The sequence below is a fragment of the Stenotrophomonas chelatiphaga genome, assembly GCF_001431535.1.
GTDB lineage: Bacteria > Pseudomonadota > Gammaproteobacteria > Xanthomonadales > Xanthomonadaceae > Stenotrophomonas > Stenotrophomonas chelatiphaga.
Map to the genome: position 1 here is coordinate 45015 of NZ_LDJK01000012.1, position 16933 is coordinate 61947.

The 16933-nt window shown below is 69.3% G+C and carries 12 protein-coding genes; 10 read left to right on the forward strand and 2 right to left on the reverse strand.

Annotation, left to right across the window (positions count from 1 at the left end):
• Positions 1-69 precede the first annotated feature (69 nt).
• From ABB28_RS04165 to ABB28_RS04180, 4 genes are all read left to right on the forward strand, one after another.
• Entirely contained in the window at positions 70-2424 is a 2355-nt protein-coding gene (locus ABB28_RS04165; RefSeq protein ID WP_057507427.1) for a hybrid sensor histidine kinase/response regulator, read from the forward strand.
• A gap of 60 nt (positions 2425-2484) precedes the next feature.
• On the forward strand, positions 2485-3084 hold the full coding sequence (locus ABB28_RS04170) for a TetR/AcrR family transcriptional regulator (RefSeq protein WP_057507428.1): 600 nt from the start codon (positions 2485-2487) through the stop codon (positions 3082-3084).
• 107 nt (positions 3085-3191) lie between these two features.
• Positions 3192-3875 carry a type 1 glutamine amidotransferase domain-containing protein gene (locus tag ABB28_RS04175; protein WP_057507429.1) on the forward strand — a complete coding sequence of 228 codons (684 nt, stop codon included), beginning with the start codon at positions 3192-3194 and terminating at the stop codon, positions 3873-3875.
• A 222-nt stretch (positions 3876-4097) separates the two neighbouring features.
• The gene (locus tag ABB28_RS04180; RefSeq protein WP_057507430.1) at positions 4098-8849 is read left to right on the forward strand and encodes an ATP-dependent helicase; all 4752 of its coding nucleotides are present in this window, start codon (positions 4098-4100) and stop codon (positions 8847-8849) included.
• A 9-nt stretch (positions 8850-8858) separates the two neighbouring features.
• Here the strand turns inward: ABB28_RS04180 and ABB28_RS04185 are convergent, their stop codons facing one another.
• Positions 8859-9473, reverse strand: a complete 615-nt coding sequence (locus ABB28_RS04185) for a DNA-3-methyladenine glycosylase (RefSeq protein ID WP_057507431.1) — start codon at positions 9471-9473, stop codon at positions 8859-8861.
• Between the two features lie 131 nt (positions 9474-9604).
• On the opposite strand from ABB28_RS04185, the gene ABB28_RS04190 reads away from it, so the two are divergent.
• The 6 genes from ABB28_RS04190 (at position 9605) to ABB28_RS04215 (ending at position 15702) form a co-directional block, all read left to right on the forward strand.
• Positions 9605-10345 (forward strand): DUF72 domain-containing protein, encoded by a 741-nt coding sequence (locus ABB28_RS04190; protein ID WP_245625277.1) that lies wholly within the window; start codon positions 9605-9607, stop codon positions 10343-10345.
• Positions 10338-11066, forward strand: a complete 729-nt coding sequence (locus ABB28_RS04195) for a DNA-formamidopyrimidine glycosylase family protein (protein WP_057507432.1) — start codon at positions 10338-10340, stop codon at positions 11064-11066. Before ABB28_RS04190 ends, ABB28_RS04195 begins: the two co-directional genes overlap by 8 nt.
• Positions 11048-11626 (forward strand): GIY-YIG nuclease family protein, encoded by a 579-nt coding sequence (locus tag ABB28_RS04200; RefSeq protein WP_425479523.1) that lies wholly within the window; start codon positions 11048-11050, stop codon positions 11624-11626. The genes ABB28_RS04195 and ABB28_RS04200 overlap by 19 nt, the downstream gene beginning before the upstream one ends.
• A gap of 41 nt (positions 11627-11667) precedes the next feature.
• The gene (locus tag ABB28_RS04205; RefSeq protein ID WP_245625282.1) at positions 11668-12231 is read left to right on the forward strand and encodes an RNA polymerase sigma factor; all 564 of its coding nucleotides are present in this window, start codon (positions 11668-11670) and stop codon (positions 12229-12231) included.
• A gap of 45 nt (positions 12232-12276) precedes the next feature.
• Positions 12277-13236: a FecR family protein gene (locus ABB28_RS04210; protein WP_057507435.1), complete on the forward strand. Its 960-nt coding sequence runs from the start codon at positions 12277-12279 to the stop codon at positions 13234-13236.
• Between the two features lie 81 nt (positions 13237-13317).
• Complete coding sequence (locus ABB28_RS04215; protein ID WP_057507436.1) at positions 13318-15702, forward strand: TonB-dependent siderophore receptor; 2385 nt, start codon at positions 13318-13320, stop codon at positions 15700-15702.
• A gap of 6 nt (positions 15703-15708) precedes the next feature.
• Here ABB28_RS04215 and ABB28_RS04220 read toward each other — a convergent pair whose 3' ends face one another.
• Positions 15709-16857, reverse strand: a complete 1149-nt coding sequence (locus ABB28_RS04220) for a GGDEF domain-containing protein (RefSeq protein WP_057507437.1) — start codon at positions 16855-16857, stop codon at positions 15709-15711.
• Positions 16858-16933: the final 76 nt, after the last annotated feature.

The window sequence follows — 16933 nt, forward strand, 5'->3', positions numbered from 1 at the left end:
GCGTATCCTTGACGCATGGGGACTCTTTTTCCGACGCACCGACGGTCGCGCCTTCGGGCATGCGCCTGGGTGGCCTGCGGCCTGCTGGTCGGCGCCGCGGTGCTGCCAGCGGCCGCCGCCACCCAGGCCAGCGTGCTGCTGGATCCGGCCGAACAGGCCTGGGTCGCCGCCCATCCGGTGATCCGGGTGACCTCCGATGCCACCCTTCCACCACTGGAATACGTCCGCGATGGCCAGCTGAAAGGCCTGTCGGGGGATTACCTGCGGCTGATCAGCGCCCGCACCGGGCTGCAGTTCGAGTTCGTGCAGGCGGCCGACTGGCCCGCTGCGCAGCGGGCGCTGCAGACGCGCGAGGCGGACATGCTGCTCAATGCCATGGACGAGCGCCTGTCACCGGCCACCCGCGCGGCGGTGCAGCTGGGCCGGCCTTATCTGTCGGCCTACAGCGTGGTGTTCACGCGCCCGGATTCGCCGGCCGTGTGGGACCTGCAGGAGCTGGCCGGGCGTCGGGTCGCCGCGCGCGCCGCAGGCGACTACGCCCGGATCCTGCAGGCACGTTACCCGCAGTTGATCGTCGTGCCGACCGCCACCCCGCAGGCTTCCATGCAGCTGGTGCTGGATGGCCGGGCCGACGCCGCGATGGGTACCAGCGCGACCTTCCAGCCGTTCGTCGCCCGCCGGCACGTCGATGAGCTGCACATCTCCCGCCCGCGCATCGACCTGGTGATGCAGGCGCAGTTCGCGGTACGCAGCGATTGGCCGCAGCTGGAGGCGATCATCGGCAAGGCCATGGCATCGGTCAGCACCCAGGAGGAATCGCAGATCCGCCAGCAATGGCTGCGCGAAGAGGACTACGGTGCGCCCAGCGTGGCCACCGTGCTGCGCTACAACTGGGCCTGGCTGCTGGCGATCGCCGTGCTGGTGCTGGCGCTGGGCGTGGTCGCGCGCTGGGCCTGGCGCGCGCGCGCGGCAGCGATCGAAAGCGAACGGGTCAAGGCGCGTTTCCTGGCGACCATGAGCCATGAGATACGCACGCCGATCAACGCCGTGCTGGGCGCGATCGAAGTGCTGGCCGACCACGTTCCCGCTGGCCGTCCGCGCGCGCTGGTGCGGGCCGCCGAGGAGGCGGCTGAATCGCTGACCGGCCTGCTGGACAACGTGCTGGACCTGTCCAAGCTGGACGAGGGCCGCATGCAGCTGGAAAAGATCCCGGTGGACATACGCGCGCTGGGGCGCAGTGTCGCTGCGGTGTTCCAGGGCGAACTGGAAAAGCGCGGCATCGCGCTGGTGGTAGAGGTCCCCGCGCACGACACCTGGCTGATGCTCGACCCGACCCGGCTGCGCCAGGTGCTGCTCAACCTGCTCGGCAACGCGCGCAAGTTCACCGAGCACGGCCGTATCCAGTTGACGCTGCAGGTGCAGGAAACACCGGTCGGAACCTGGCTGCATGCAGCGGTGGCCGACACCGGCTGCGGGATTCCCGCGGCGCTGCAGGGCCGACTGTTCGACCCCTACACGCAGGCCGACGGCAGCATCTCGCGCCAGTACGGCGGCACCGGCCTGGGGTTGTCGATCAGCCACGACCTGGTGCAGCTGATGGGTGGGCAGATCGACCTGCGCAGCGTGGAAGGCGAAGGCACCACGGTGTCGCTGCGGATCCCGGCCGCGCGTGCCGATGCGGTGACCGCGCCCGCCGCCGCCATGCCGGGCAGCGTGCTGCGGGGAGTGCGCGTGCTGGTGGTCGATGACCATGCGCCCAACCGCATGGTGCTGGAGGAACAGCTCGGCGGCCTGGGCGCGGTGGCGTCGCTGGCCGACAGCGCCGCGCAGGCGTTGGCAGCGCTCACCGCCGACCTGCCGGACATCGTGCTGCTGGACTGCTTCATGCCGGACGTCGACGGCTACCAGGCAAGCCGGATGATCCGCGCGACGGCGGTGCCGGGCGTGGCCGAACTGCCGATCATCGCCATTTCCGCCGCCACCGACGCCGCCCACCTGGCGCGCTGCCAGCAGGCCGGCATGAACGGCGTACTGAAAAAGCCGATCCGCCTGGCCGAACTGCAGGGCATGCTGGCGCTGTGGACCGGCCGCGCTGGCGCAGCGGGATCCGCCGACAAGGCGGGGCAGGCCGCCGCGCTGGAGGCCATCGAGCGGGACGCCGTCGACCGGCTGGGCCCAGACCTGCGCCTGCTGCTGGCCGACGACCTGCGCAAACTGCGCGAGGCGGTGGATGCCAGCGATATCGGGCGCCTCACGTTTTACGCGCACCGCCTGCATGGGGCGGCCGGCCTGGTCGGGCGGCCGGCGCTGGCGGCGTTGGCCGCCAGGCTGGAAGCCGATCCGGAAATGGATCCCGACCAGGCGTTGGACGAGATCGACGAACAGCTGGCGAGCCTGTCGCGGGCGGCGCCGATCCGGGTATGAGCGGGGCATGGCTGCCGCCGGGTACTAGACGACTGGTCTAATCGGATGTACAGTCGCCCCATGAACACCGTTCCCGCCACCGCCAATGTCCGCGACAAGATCCTGGCCACCGGCCAGCGGATCATGGGCGGCAAGGGTTTTTCGGCCGTCGGCCTGAACGAAGTGCTGGCCGCGGCCGGGGTGCCCAAGGGCTCCTTCTACCACTACTTCGGCTCCAAGGATGCGTTCGGCGAGGCATTGCTGGAAGCGTATTTCGACGCCTACCTGGATGACATGGAGCGCATCTTCCGCAAGCCCGGCAAGAACAAGGCCGTGCAGATGGAAGACTATTTCGCCGCCTGGCAGGACAACCAGTCCTTCGAAGACTGCCAGGGCAAGTGCCTGGCGGTGAAGCTGGGCGCCGAGGTGGCGGACCTGTCCGACAGCATGCGTGCGGCCCTGGATCGCGGCACGGCGGCGATCATCGCCGGCATGGCGGATGCGATCAAGGCAGGCCAGGCGGACGGCGTTTTCCCGAACCAGGAGGATGCCGCGCAACTGGCGCAGAGCCTGTACCAGCTGTGGCTGGGCGCCAGCGTCATGGTCAAGATCGTGCGCACTCCCCAGCCGTTTGACACCGCGCTGCTCACCAGCCGTCAACTGCTGGGCCTTTCCCGCTAACCCCGCCGCCCCTTGAACCCGGGGACGGCGCGTTGTCCCGCTTCACACGCAATTACCTAGACGACCGGTCTAATTCAAGCTGTATCGCACCCCACAGGAGCACACCCATGAAAGTCCTCATCGTTCTGACCTCGCACGACCAGCTTGGCGACACCGGCAAGAAGACCGGCTTCTGGCTGGAAGAGCTGGCCGCGCCTTATTACACCTTCAAGGATGCCGGCGCGGAGATCGTGCTGGCCTCGCCGAAGGGCGGGCAGCCACCGCTGGACCCGAAGAGCAACGAGCCCGATTTCCAGACCGCACTGACCCGGCGCTTCGAAGCCGACGCCGAGGCCAATGCACAGCTGGCCAGCACCGTGCGCCTGGACAGCGTGTCGCAGGCCGATTTCGACACCGTGTTCTATCCCGGTGGCCACGGGCCGCTGTGGGACCTCGCCGAAGACCGTGATTCCATCGGCCTGATCGAATCGTTCATCGAAGCGGGCAAGCCGGTCGCCCTGGTCTGCCACGCCCCCGGCGTGCTGCGCCACGTCAAGGCGGCCACCGGTCGTCCGCTGGTGGAAGGCCTGCAGGTGACCGGCTTCACCAACACCGAAGAGGAAGGCGTGGGCTTGACCCAGGTGGTGCCGTTCCTGGTCGAAGACGAACTCAAGGCCAACGGTGGGCAGTACTCCAAGGGACCGGACTGGGGGTCGTACGTGGTCCGCGATGGCCTGCTGATCACCGGGCAGAATCCGGCCTCCTCCACCGAAGCCGCCGAAGTGTTGATCGCGCAGCTCGCCCGGGGCTGAGCAGGCTCGCAGGGGCGTGGCTTCAGTCCTTGGCCGGCGCTGCTGCCGGAGCAATGCTCCGCAGCAGCGCCTTGTCGATCTTCGCGGCCACGCCCACGCTGCGGCCGGCAAGCGCTGCTTCACCCGCTGCACCTGCAGCACCACGTGCAGCGCGGCCCCAGTGTCCAGGTCAACCCCACGGTGCCCGCCGCAGCGTGCACGCCGTGCCTCGCATAATGGGTCATGCCCAGCTCCCTCGACGCTCTTCCCGCTGTCTTCGCCCCCGCCACGCGCGCGTGGTTCAGCGGCGCGTTCCCCGCCGCAACGCCGGCGCAGGCGCAGGCCTGGGCGGCGATCAGCCAGGGCCAGCACACGCTGGTCATCGCGCCCACCGGTTCGGGCAAGACGCTGGCCGCCTTCCTGCATGCCATCGACCAGCTGTTCACCGAGCGCGACCAGCAGGCGCGGGCGGGCGAGCCTGCGCAGCGTGGGGCCACCCGCGTGCTGTACATCTCGCCGATCAAGGCACTCGGCGCGGACGTGCAGCGCAACCTGCAGGTGCCGCTGCAGGGCGTGCGTGCCGAACGCGCGCGCCGCGGCGATCCGGACGTGGACCTGTCCGTGGCGATCCGCAGTGGAGACACCACTGCCTCCGAACGCGCGCGGCTGGCGCGGCGTCCACCGGACATCCTGATCACCACGCCGGAATCGCTGTTCCTGATGCTCACCTCCAACGTGCGCGACACGCTGCGCAACGTGCATACGGTGATCATCGATGAAATCCATGCGGTGGCCGGCAGCAAGCGCGGCACCCACCTGGCCCTCAGCCTGGAGCGGCTGGAGAACCTGCTGCAGGTGCCTGCACAACGGATCGGCCTGTCGGCCACGGTGCGTCCGGTGGACGAGGTGGCGCGCTTCCTTGGCGGCGGCCGTGCGGTCAGCGTGGTACAGCCGCCGTCGTCGCGCCACCTGGCGATGCGCATCGTGGTCCCCGTGGAGGACATGGCCGACCTGCCGACGCACGGGTCGGGGCCCGGCGCGGGAGAGTCTTCCACCCGGGTGGGCTCGATCTGGCCGCATGTCGAAGCCAGCATCCTGGATGAAGTGCTGCGCTGGCGTTCCACCATCGTGTTCGCCAATTCGCGCGGCGTGGCCGAGAAACTGACCGCACGGCTCAACGCGCTGTATGCCGAACGCCTGGAAACCGATGCCGGTGGCACGCCGCCGGGCCTGTCCGACACGACGGCCTACGGCTCGTTCAATGGCGGCACCTCGGGGCGCTCCACGGGTGCCAAGCCGCTGCTGGCGCGCTCGCACCATGGCTCGGTCAGCAAGGAACAGCGGCGCGAAATCGAAGAGGCGTTGAAGTCCGGGGCGCTGCGTTGCGTGGTCGCCACCTCCAGCCTGGAACTGGGCATCGACATGGGGCTGGTGGACCTGGTGATCCAGGTCGCCGCACCGCCGTCGGTGGCCAGTGCACTGCAGCGGGTCGGGCGCGCCGGCCACCAGGTGGGGGGCATCTCCACCGGCTTCGTCTACCCGCGCACCCGGCGTGACCTGATCGATGCGGCGGTGATCGTCGACAGCATGCTGGCCGGTCGCATCGAAGCGCTGGATCCACCGCGCAACCCGCTGGACGTGCTGGCCCAGCAGACCGTGGCGGCAGTGGCGATGGATGCGCTGGACGTGGAAGACTGGTACGCCTGCGTACGCCGCGCCGCGCCCTATCGCGAGCTGCCACGCAGCGCCTTCGATGCCGTGCTGGACATGCTGGCCGGACGCTATCCGTCGGACGATTTCGCCGGATTCCGGCCACGCCTGGTATGGAACCGCGACATCGGACAGCTCACCGCGCGCCCCGGTGCGCGGCAGCTGGCGGTGACCAGTGGCGGCACCATCCCCGACCGCGGCATGTTCAGCGTGGTGCTGCCCGAAGGCGCCGAGCGCGCCGGCTCGCGCCGGGTCGGCGAGCTGGACGAGGAAATGGTCCACGAGTCACGGGTGAACGATGTGATCACCCTCGGCGCCACGTCGTGGCGGGTCGAGCAGATCACCCATGACCAGGTGATCGTCACCCCGGCACCGGGTCGCTCGGCACGGTTGCCCTTCTGGCGCGGCGAAAATGCCGGCCGCCCGGCCGAACTCGGCGCGGCGATCGGCGCGTTCCTGGCCGATCTGGACGGCGCGGCCGCGGACGACGGCAACGTTTCCCAGGCGCTGGCCGCGCGGCTGCAGGCCAGCGGCCTGGATACGCGCGCCATCAGCAACGTGCTCGGCCTGCTCGGTGAGCAGCGGCAGGCGACCGGCGTACTGCCGACGGACCGGCAACTGGTGGTTGAACGCTGCCGCGATGAACTGGGCGACTGGCGGGTGATGCTGCATTCGCCGTATGGCCGCCGCGTGCATGATCCGTGGGCGCTGGCGATCGCCGAACGGATCCGTGAGCGCTGGCATGTCGATCCCTCGGTGGTGTCCAGCGAGGACGGCATCATGGCGCGCATTCCAGACAGCAGCGGGCACCTGCCGGGCGCGGACCTGTTCCTGTTCGAGCCCGAGCCGCTGCGGCGCCAGGTGACCGCAGCGGTCGGCAGCTCGGCGCTGTTCGCTGCACGTTTCCGCGAATGTGCTTCGCGCGCGTTGTTGCTGCCCCGGCGCACGCCGGGACGACGTTCACCGCTGTGGCAGCAGCGCCTGCGCGCGGGCCAGTTGCTGGACGTGGCGAGTGCCTATCCGGAGTTTCCGATCCTGATCGAAACCGCGCGCGAGTGCCTGCAGGATGTCTACGACCTGGATGCACTCGGCGCGTTGATGCAACGCTTGGTGGACGGTCAGGTGCAGATCGCCGAGGTCACCACGCAGGTGCCATCGCCGTTCGCGGCCAACCTGCTGTTCGGCTACGTCGCCGAGTTCATGTACGGCACCGACGTCCCGCTGGCCGAGCGTCGCGCCTCGATCCTGTCGTTGGACAGTGGTCTGCTGGCGGACCTGCTGGGCCAGGTGGACATGGGCGAGCTGCTGGATGCCGGCGTCGTCGAGCGCGTGGTGGATGAGCTGCAGCGGCTGGCGCCGGATCGGCGCGCCGCGGGCAAGGAGGGCGTTGCCGACCTGCTGCGCGAACTGGGTCCGTTGTCGACCGCCGAGCTTGCCGCGCGCCTGCTCGGTGCCGATGGCGAAGTGTACGTTCAACTGGCTGCGCTGCAGGCCGAGCATCGGCTCATCGCAGTGACGCTTGCGGGTGAAACGCGCTGGGCGGCGATCGAAGATGCCGGCCGGCTGCGTGACGCACTGGGCATCGCGCTTCCCGCGGGGATTCCCGCGGTGTTCCTGCAGCCCGCGGTGGATCCGCTCGGCGACCTGGTCGGGCGCCTGGCGCGCACGCGCGGTCCGTTCACCACGGCCGATGTGGCCGCCCGGTTCGGGCTGGGTGTCGCGGTGGCCGACCACGCGCTGGCGCGCCTGGCCGAGCAGGGCAAGCTGCTCAGCGGCCAGTTCGGTGCAACTACGCCGAAGCAAGGCAGCCCCGTCGCGCGCCACGAATGGATAGCGGAAGGGGTGTTCCGCCGGCTGCGCGTGCGCTCGCTGCAGGCCGCGCGCGAAGCGACCCGACCGGTACCGGGCACGGCGTACGTGCGGTTGTTGCTGGAACGCCACGCGATGCTGGGACCGGCGGCCGGGCATGCCGCGCTGGGTCCTCATGCGCAGGTGACCGGCACGCTGGAAGGCACCGAAGGCGTGCTGCGGGTGGTGGAACAACTTGCCGGCGTGCCGCTGCCGATCTCCGCATGGGAAAACCAGATCCTGCCGGCGCGCGTGCGGGATTATGCGCCTGCGTTGCTGGACCAGCTGCTGGCCACTGGCAGCGTGCTGTGGTGCGGGCATGGCACGCTGGGCGATGACGATGGCCTGGTGTCGCTGCACCTGCATGATGTCTCTGCGCAGACCCTGCCGGTCATCGGCGAAGGCGCCCTGTCGCCACTGCAGGAGATGATCGTGTCGGTGATGGCGGACGGCGGTGGATTCTTCGCACGGCAGCTGGCGACGAGCGTGCATGCGCGGTTGCAGGCGGCGCAGCGTCCCGCGGCAGGCATCGATCTTTCGCCGGAGTCGTTGCATGCCGCGCTGTGGGCGCTTGCCTGGCAGGGCCGCGTGGCAACGGACATCTGGGCGCCGCTGCGCGCGCTGTCAGCGGCCCGCACGCCAGCGCGTGCGCGTGCATCCCACGTTTCACGGCGCCGCCGCGGCTTCATCGGCATGTCGATGGGCGACACCGCGCCTGCCGTCGGCTCGGTGCTGCATGGCCCCGCTACCTACGATGCCCCCGCGTTGGCCGGACGCTGGTCGCTGCTGCAGCGCGGCCACGCCAGCGACACCGTGCGTGCGGTCGCACTGGCCGATGCGCTGCTGGATCGCCACGGCGTAGTGACCCGCGGCGCAGCGGTGGCCGAAGGCATCGCCGGCGGCTTCCCCGCCCTGCAGCAGGTCTATCGGGGCATGGAGGATGCCGGGCGGGTGCTGCGTGGCCGTTTCGTGGAAGGCCTGGGCGGTGCGCAGTTCGCCGAGCGATCCAGTGTCGACCGGCTGCGGGATATCGCCGAGGACACCTCACCTGCCGCATCGGCGCCGGCCATCGGCCTGTCGGCAGTGGATCCTGCCAATGCCTACGGCACGGTACTGGCGTGGCCGGCGCATGCGGCCCGGCAGCGCCCGGTGCGCCGGCCCGGCGCGCTGGTGGTGCTGGCCGGCGGTGCGCTGCGGATGTACCTGGCGCAGGGCGGACGTTCCCTGCTGCTGTACTTCGATGGCGAAGACCCCGGCCACGCCGGGCTGCTGGCTGCGTCGGCCGACGCGCTGGCCGCGGCGCTGCGGCGTGGCCGGCGCCTGTCGTTCACCCTGGACCGGATCAACGACGCGGAGATCGGTCGTGGCCCGGTCACCGATGCGCTGCGCGCGGCGGGCTTCCGCAATGCACCGCGCGGGCTGAGCTGGGAGGGCTGAGCCCGCCCTTCAGCGACGCCGTGGATTGACCGAAACATGCAGGTGGTCGGCCACGTGCCAGCGCCACGGGAAGTCCATCGCCCGGCTGATGCCGATACGCGGGCCCACCACCGGATTGGTTGGCGGCGCGGTGCCATCATCGGCCAGCACGATGCCGCGGTCGGCACCGACCAGATCGGCGCCATCCATCCCCCCGGTGATGCCGAAGGCCTGCGAAAGCTTGCCCGGACCACTGGCGAGGTCGCGCTCGCGCTTCGCCTTGGGCCGGGCCAGGCGCATCGCGTCCAGGCCCAGCAGGGGCTCGGCCGCGCGCAGCAGTACGCCGACGCCCTCGCCGACCTCGCCGCAGACCGCATTGCTGCCCCAGTGCATGCCATACGTGAAGTACACATACAGATGGCCTGGCTCACCGAACATGGTGGCGTTGCGCGCGGTCATGCCCCGGTAGGAATGCGCCGCCGGGTCTTCGCTTCCCGCATAGGCTTCCACTTCGACGATGCGCGCGGCGCGGCCATCCGCGCGCAGCAGCACTTTGTTCAACAGGTCCGGTGCCACCTGCGTGGGGTGGCGGCGATAGAACGCGCGCGGCAGGACCGACCACTGCGGGGGAAGAAAATCGAGCATGCCGACAAGGCTGCGCCGGCCGCAGTGTGCATCGGGTCAAGGCCGCCTCTGCACAGTCTGCGCATGCAGGCTTCGCTTGTTTCTCACGGCCGCGGGAAGACGCTGCGAGCAGGTGCGATGGAGGACAGGCAGTGGCAACCGAGGTGAGGGTGGGATGCGCCGGCTGGTCGATACCGGGCCGCTACCGCGAAGCATTCGATGCGCAGGGAAGTGCGCTGGAGCGGTATGCCTCGCGGTTGTCGGTGGCAGAAATCAATTCCTCGTTCCATCGCCCGCACCAGCCGGCAACCTATGCGCGCTGGGCGGCCGCGGTGCCGGCGCACTTCCGGTTCTCGGTGAAGATGCCCCGCACGATCTCGCATGAACTGCGGCTGCGCGGGGCGGGTCCGGTGCTGGACCGCTTCCTTGAGGAAAGCAGCCATCTGGGCAACCGCCTCGGCGGCCTGTTGCTGCAGCTGCCACCCTCGCTCGCCTTCGATGCGCGCGTGGCCGCCACGTTCTTCACGATGCTGCGCCGGCGTACCGCGGTGCCGCTGGCCTGTGAGCCGCGCCATCTTTCCTGGTTCGGGGCCGCCGCGCAGGCGCTGATGGAGCGCCATGGCGTAGCACGTGTCGCAGCGGATCCGCCGCGCGTGGATGCGGGTGCGGCGCCTGCCGGGGCGGAGCGTTGGCGCTACTGGCGCTGGCATGGCAGCCCGCGGACGTATTACAGCGACTATGAAGAGCAGGCCCTGCACCGGCTGGCGGGAGAGCTGCGTGCGGTATCCGCCGAGGGGCAGCGGTGCTGGGTGATCTTCGACAACACCGCGCACGGCTTCGCCACGGCCAATGCGCTGCGCCTGCAGGCCCTGCTGGAGCAGGCCCATGCCTGAAGGTCCTTCCATCGTCATCCTGCGCGAGGCGGCGGCGCATTTCCGCAACCACGCGGTGCGCATCACCGCAGGCAACAGCAGCCTGGACCTCGCCCGCATGCAGGGCCGACGCGTGGTATCGGTGCGCAGCTGGGGCAAACATTTCCTGCTGGAGTTCCGTGGCTTCAGCCTGCGCGCCCATCTGCTGATGTTCGGCACCTGGCGCATCGACGAGCGGAAGCCGACGACGGCGCGCGCCTCGTTGACCTTCGACAATGGCGAGCTCAACCTCTACACCTGCTCGTTGAAGTACATCGAGGGCCCGCTCGACGACGCCTACGACTGGCGCGCGGACGTGATGAATCCCGCATGGGATCCCAGGCTGGCGCGACGCAAGCTCAAGGCACGGCCGGACGCGCTGATATGCGATGCGCTGCTGGACCAGGACATCTTCGCCGGGGTGGGCAACATCATAAAAAACGAGGTGCTGTTCCGCACACGCGTGCATCCGGCTGCCGCCATTGCAACCATCTCGCCGCGGAGGCTGGGCCAGGTGATCGCCCAGGCACGTGAATACAGCTTCGACTTCCTGGCGTGGAAGAAGGCCTACGAACTGAAGAAGCACTGGCAGGTGCACACCAAGCGGACCTGCCCCCGGTGTGGTGGCCCGGTGTCCAAGCAGTACCTGGGGACGACCCAGCGCCGCGCGTTCTTCTGCCCGGTCTGCCAGCCCCTGCCATGACGATGACGCCGCGGATCGATGGCCATTGGTTCGCCTATGTGTTCCCGTGCGCATGGGAGGACTACTGCAAGATCGGCTTCTCGCGCGATCCATTGGGCCGCATCAGTGCATTGCACCGGCGCTGGTTCGAATTCTTCGACCTGCATCACGGCTGGTTGGTCGAAGCGGAAAGCCAGCGTGATGCGCGTGATCTGGAGCTGGAGCTGCGTGGGCCGCTGAAGCTGCACCGGTCGCCTGCACCGCTCACGGTGCAGGAAAGGGCAGGGGGCAAGACCGAATGGGTCCGCGGCGCCAGTGAGCCGCTGGTCGCTGCGGTGGCTGGACTGGCCGAGCGTGGCTATTACGTGCATCCACTGCGCCCCTGGCTGCATGCCGCGATGCTGCAGCGCGCCGACCGGTTGTATGCGTGGTCCGCCGCGCAGCTGCCGGAAGAGGAAAGCCATCGCCATGCGCGTGCCGATATCGAGGCTGCGCTGCGCGACGCGCTGGATGCGCATGAGGCGCTGGGCATCGATCCGCGTCCGTGGCTGCCTGCCCACGTAGCAGGCTGGTTCGGCTAGACAGGCACCGGCTCGATCGGGGGATTGCGCCACAGGTGTCAATGCGTATCATTATCAATTGGTGCGCATCGCGCTTTATTCCCCACCCCACCTGCATGCACGAGGACGACCGCCTCGGCGCCTACCTGCGCCATCGGGGTTCATTGCTGGAAACCGCCGCAGGCATGGTGGGACGCGCGCGCGCGGAAGACGTGGTGCAGGAGGCCTGGCTGCGCCTGGACCGCTCCGCAACGGGCGTGCAGCAGCCCAGCGGCTATCTGTTCCGGATCGTGCGCAACCTCGCGATGGACCTGCTGCGGCGCTCGCGGTGGGAGGTCGATGGGACAACCGCCGCCGACGCACTGTGCGCAGCGCCGTCACCGATGCCATCGCCGGAGCAGCACGCCACCGCCAGTGCCGACCTGCGCAGCGTAATGCAGGCCTTGCAGCAGCTGCCCGCGCTGCAGCGCCAGGCGTTCCATCTGCATCGCTTCGAAGAGGCCACCTACGCCCAGATCGCGCAACGCCTCGGGGTGTCCCAGGGCACGGCGCATTCCCTGGTGCAAGGCGCGCTGGCGCATTGCGTGGCCAGTCTTGCGCGCGATGCGAACCCTCCTCGCGCATAATCGCGGCCTCTGCCTGCAGGCCGCAGGCCAACCGCCGCCGCTTCGATGAACCCGCCTGCCGCTCCCCCTGTCGATGAAGACCAAGCGCGTCTGCTGGACGAGGCCAGCGCGCTGATGGCGCGTGCGCGCAGCGGCCCCAACGTGTTCGTGCAGCGGGAGATCGACGCCTGGGTGGCCCGAAGCGAAACGCATGCGCGGCTGTGGGCGCTGCTGCAGCGGCTGGAACAGGCGACGGCAGCGCATCCCCACGCCGCGCCGGAACGCCGCAGCGTGGGTCGGCGCGGACGCTGGCTGGCTGTTGCCAGCGTGGCCGTACTGGTCGTCGTTGCAGGGCTGTGGGGACCAACCCTGCTCTCACTGCTGGATGGCGACCTGCGCACCGGGACCGGCGAGGTAGCCACGCTTACGCTGTTTGATGGCAGCAAGGTGAGCCTGGACGCCGGCGGCGTGCTGGCACCCACCACCGCTGAGGACGAGCGCGGCGCACGCCTGCTGCAGGGCCAGGCGTATTTCGATGTCGTCCCCGATCCTGGCCGGCCATTCCGTGTGCAGGCGGGGGCGATGACGGTGACCGTGCTGGGTACCGGCTTCAGCGTTGGCGCGCACCCGGACGGCGTCGAGGTGGCGCTCGAGCATGGCAGCGTGGAGGTGCGTACCGGCAGCCGCAGCCAGCGCCTGCAGCCTGGCCAGCGCCTGCGCGTGGGCATCGACGGACAGGTGCGGGTGGATGCCGTGCCGGTAGTGGCCATCGGTGCCTGGCGGCATGGCCAACTGGTGCTGGACGATGTGCCGCTGCAGACCATGGTGGATGCGCTGCAACCCCACTTCCGGGGCCGCATCGTGCTCCGCGACGACGTGCTGGGCGCGCAGCACATCACCGGCGTGTTCGACCTTGCCGACCCGCAGCGCGCCCTGCAGGCGGCCGTCGGCCCGCTGGGTGGCAGCATCCGGACGCTGTCGCCGTGGCTGCTGCTGGTGGAGGATGCGGCGCCTACGGCGGATTGAAGATCCGTCGCCTTCGTTCGTCTTACCCCTGTACCGATTCCACGCGACCCCCACGTCGCCTCCTGCACAGGGCTTCTTCCCATGGATTCACGACTGCGTGGCGTGCTTTGCGCCTCGATCCTGCTGGCGCTCGCGCCGCACGCGTTCCCCGCCGCTGCCCAGCCGACGCCCGTCGAAGGCCGGTCCCAGGCGTTCGCCATTCCCGCCCAGCCCCTGTCCAGTGCGCTGATCCTGTATGGACGCCAATCCGGGCTGCAGGTCGCCGCGCCATCGGAACTGCTGCGCGGGCGGCAATCGACCGACCTGCAGGGCAGTTACCCACCGGCCGTGGCGCTGGACACCTTGCTGGCCAACAGCGGCCTGCGCTGGCGGCGCGGACCCTCCGGCGTGGTGATCGAAGCGGAACCGGTCGCCGCATCGGCAGCGCCTGCCGCCGCGCCCGCTCCGGCCGCGCCACCGACGCAGCTGGATGACGTGCTGGTGCAGGCCTTCCGCGCCGATGCGGGCTACCGCGTCGATCATTCCTCGACCGCTACCCGCACCGCAACCGCCCTGCGTGATGTGCCGCAGTCGATGCAGATCGTTTCGCGCCAGCTGATCGAAGACCAGCAGATCGTGCGGCTGACCGATGTGCTGCAGAACGTGTCTTCGGTGCAGATGAACGGTACCGGCGGCAATCGCGGCGAGACCTACCAGATCCGCGGCTTCGTCACCCCGCGTTACGCGATCAACGGGTTCCAGCTGACCAGTGCGATGGACCGGCCCGAAGCCTTCGTCGACCTGGCCAACGTGGAGCAGGTGGAGGTGTTGAAAGGGCCGTCGTCGGTGATGTTCGGCATCAGCGAACCCGGCGGTGTCATCAATATCGTCACCCGCGCGCCAGCCGCTGAGTTTGCCACCGACGGTGCGCTGACCGTGGGCAGCTTCGGCTTCAGGCGGGTGGAAGCATCGGCCACCGATGCCCTCAACGCGACGGGCACGCTGACCGGCCGCGTCACCGGTGCCTGGCAGGGCGAAGACGGCTTCCGCGACCATGCGGCCCACAGCCGGCGCAGCTTCGGCGCGGCGGCCCTGCGCTGGCAGCCCGATGCGGCCACCCAGGTTGACCTGGCCGTCGACCATGTCGATCAGTCGCAGCCCTTTGATCGCGGCCTGATCGCCACCGACGAAGGCGTCTACGTGCATGACGCGCGCCGCTATCTCGGCGAATCCTGGTCGATCACCGAAGCACGCAAGTCCGTGGCCTCGCTGCTGGTGCAGCATGCGCTGAGCGAGGACGTCGGCCTGCGCTTGTCCGCACGGCACTCCGATGCCCTGGTCCAGGACAGTGGCGCGGTGGATCTGCAGGGGATTGAAGCGGATGGCCGCAGCGTGCGTCGTCGCATCACTGACCGGCGCGAGGATTCGGCCGATACCAACCTGCGCCTGGATGCGATCATCGACGCACGCACCGGTTCCCTGCAGCACCGCCTGCTGGCAGGCGCCGAGTACAGCCGGGCGCGGATGGACTTCGCTTCGGGACGCGCGAACATCGCTTCGCTGGACATGTATGTACCGGTGTATGGCCTCGCGCTGCGGCCGGTGACACGCGCCAATGCGCAGAACCGCTATGACGTGGAGATGCTCAGCAGCTATCTGCAGGACCAGATGGAGTTCTCTGCAGCGTGGAAGGCGCTGCTCAGCGTACGCCACGACGCGGTGCGTTCGAGTCTGGATGACACCTTCAACGGGGAGTACACCCGCAACAAGGACGACGCCGTCACCGCGCGTGCCGGCGTGGTCTACCAACCGCGTCCGTGGGCGTCGTGGTACGCCAGCTACAGCGAGAGTTTCCAGCCGCAATCCGGGCAGACCCGCGCCGGTGGAGCGCTCAGCCCGGAGCGCGGCCAGCAGCTCGAAGTCGGCACCAGGCTGGACCTGGTGCCGGATCGGTTGACACTGACCAGTGCGCTGTTCCAGATCACCAAACAGGACGTGGCCACCGAGGATCCGCTGGATCCTGACTTCAGCATCCTGACCGGCGAACAGCGCGTGCGCGGCTGGGAGGTGGATGCCAGCGGCCGGATCGCCGAGGGCTGGACGCTGTCGGCGAACCTGTCACTGCTGGATGCGGAGATCACCCGTGACAACACGTACGCGCCGGGCAACCGGTTGGTCGGCGTGCCGCGTCACAGCGGACGGGTCTGGTTGCACCACGCGTTCAGCGGCATGCTGCAGGGCCTGAGCATCGGTGGCGGCGCAACCCGGGTCGGCGCGCGCAGCGTAGACCTGGACAACCGCTTCGATATCGACGGCTACACCACGTTCGACGCCACTGCTGCCTATGCGTTCAGTCCCCGGCTGGAGCTGTCGCTGCGGCTGGCCAACCTCACCGACCGCTTCCACGTCGAAGGCGTGCAGGCCAGCAACAACCTGTATCCCGGCAGTCCGCGCGCCTTCTCGCTGCAGGTACGCATGCAGCTCTGAGCTGTTTCAGTCCGGGCAGGGGCCGGCCACCCGGTTGCGGCCTGCCTGCTTGGCCCGGTACATCTGGCGGTCGGCCTCGGCAACGAGGTCGGCCGAGGTGGGATGCTGTGGGCCGCTGACCGCCACCCCGACGCTCAGCGTGGCCTTGACCGGATGGCGGCCGACCGACGCGGCGCTGCGCTCGAAGCCGGCGCGCAGCCGTTCGGCCGCGGCCAGCCCGGCGCGCAGGGTGGAATCGGGAAGGATGCAGACGAACTCCTCGCCACCGTAGCGGAAGATCAGGTCGTTCTTGCGCACGACCTGCTCGGCGGCGCGCGCCGCCTGCTTGATCACCCGATCGCCGACGTCATGGCCGAAGCGATCGTTGATGTCCTTGAAGTGGTCGATGTCGAAGAACAGCACCGCGCGGGTGGCATTGCTGATCCGGTCTTCCCGGTCCCAGCTGGCCTGCTTTTCATCCAGCAGGCGGCGGTTGTACAGCCCGGTGAGGGGATCACGGGTGGCCGCGTCATACAGTCGGCTCGCCGATTGTTCTTTGAGTACCGCAAGCACCAGCCCGCACACCAGCAGCACCGACAACAGCAGGATGCCGCTGAACACGGCCACCGCCCACGTCCGCGGCGTGCCGGCGCCCAACGGTTCGGGCAACCACGGCGCCAGCGCGATGGCGAGCACCGCCAGCACCGCCGACACCACCAGGATGCGCGCCAGCATGCGCACCGACGGCAGCAGCGGATCGTGTCGCTGGATCAGGGTGGACGCAGCCAGCCCGCAGTAGAGCGCTGCAATCGCCGCACGGCCAGCGGCACTGACGGCGTCCAGCCCACGCGGTTCGAACACCAGCACCACCAGCGCAAGCCAGAGCAGCGGCGGTGCCAGCAGCAGCGCCCAGCGAACGCGCAGGCGGAACAGCGAGCGGATGCCTTGCCAGCCCGTGGCGAAGGCCAGCAGGGCGAAGAAGGTACCCAGGTGGGCGGCCGCGCCTGCGCGGTACAGCGCGGGCAACAACAACAGCGTGCAGCCGCAGGCGCCGGCAACAAACGGCATCGCCAGCCACAGGCGTGCGCCATCACGTGGCCGGGTGAGCAGCAGCAGGATCGCGATGCAGACCAGGACGGCGGCGGCGAAGCCCAGGAGCGTGGGGATGTCGATCATCGCGAAGCAGGCTAGGCAAGCGGATGCGAGCCCGTCGTCAACAACGATGCACATGACGAATGTGCGGTTCATCACA

Excerpts from the sequence above, each read along its gene's own strand:
- ABB28_RS04170 (WP_057507428.1), top strand. The coding sequence starts at position 2,485 with ATGAACACCGTTCCCGCCACCGCCAATGTCCGCGACAAGATCCTGGCC.
- ABB28_RS04175 (WP_057507429.1), top strand. The coding sequence starts at position 3,192 with ATGAAAGTCCTCATCGTTCTGACCTCGCACGACCAGCTTGGCGACACC.
- ABB28_RS04180 (WP_057507430.1), top strand. The coding sequence starts at position 4,098 with ATGCCCAGCTCCCTCGACGCTCTTCCCGCTGTCTTCGCCCCCGCCACG.
- ABB28_RS04185 (WP_057507431.1), bottom strand. The coding sequence starts at position 9,473 with ATGCTCGATTTTCTTCCCCCGCAGTGGTCGGTCCTGCCGCGCGCGTTC.
- ABB28_RS04195 (WP_057507432.1), top strand. The coding sequence starts at position 10,338 with ATGCCTGAAGGTCCTTCCATCGTCATCCTGCGCGAGGCGGCGGCGCAT.
- ABB28_RS04205 (WP_245625282.1), top strand. The coding sequence starts at position 11,668 with ATGCGTATCATTATCAATTGGTGCGCATCGCGCTTTATTCCCCACCCC.
- ABB28_RS04210 (WP_057507435.1), top strand. The coding sequence starts at position 12,277 with ATGAACCCGCCTGCCGCTCCCCCTGTCGATGAAGACCAAGCGCGTCTG.
- ABB28_RS04215 (WP_057507436.1), top strand. The coding sequence starts at position 13,318 with ATGGATTCACGACTGCGTGGCGTGCTTTGCGCCTCGATCCTGCTGGCG.
- ABB28_RS04220 (WP_057507437.1), bottom strand. The coding sequence starts at position 16,857 with ATGATCGACATCCCCACGCTCCTGGGCTTCGCCGCCGCCGTCCTGGTC.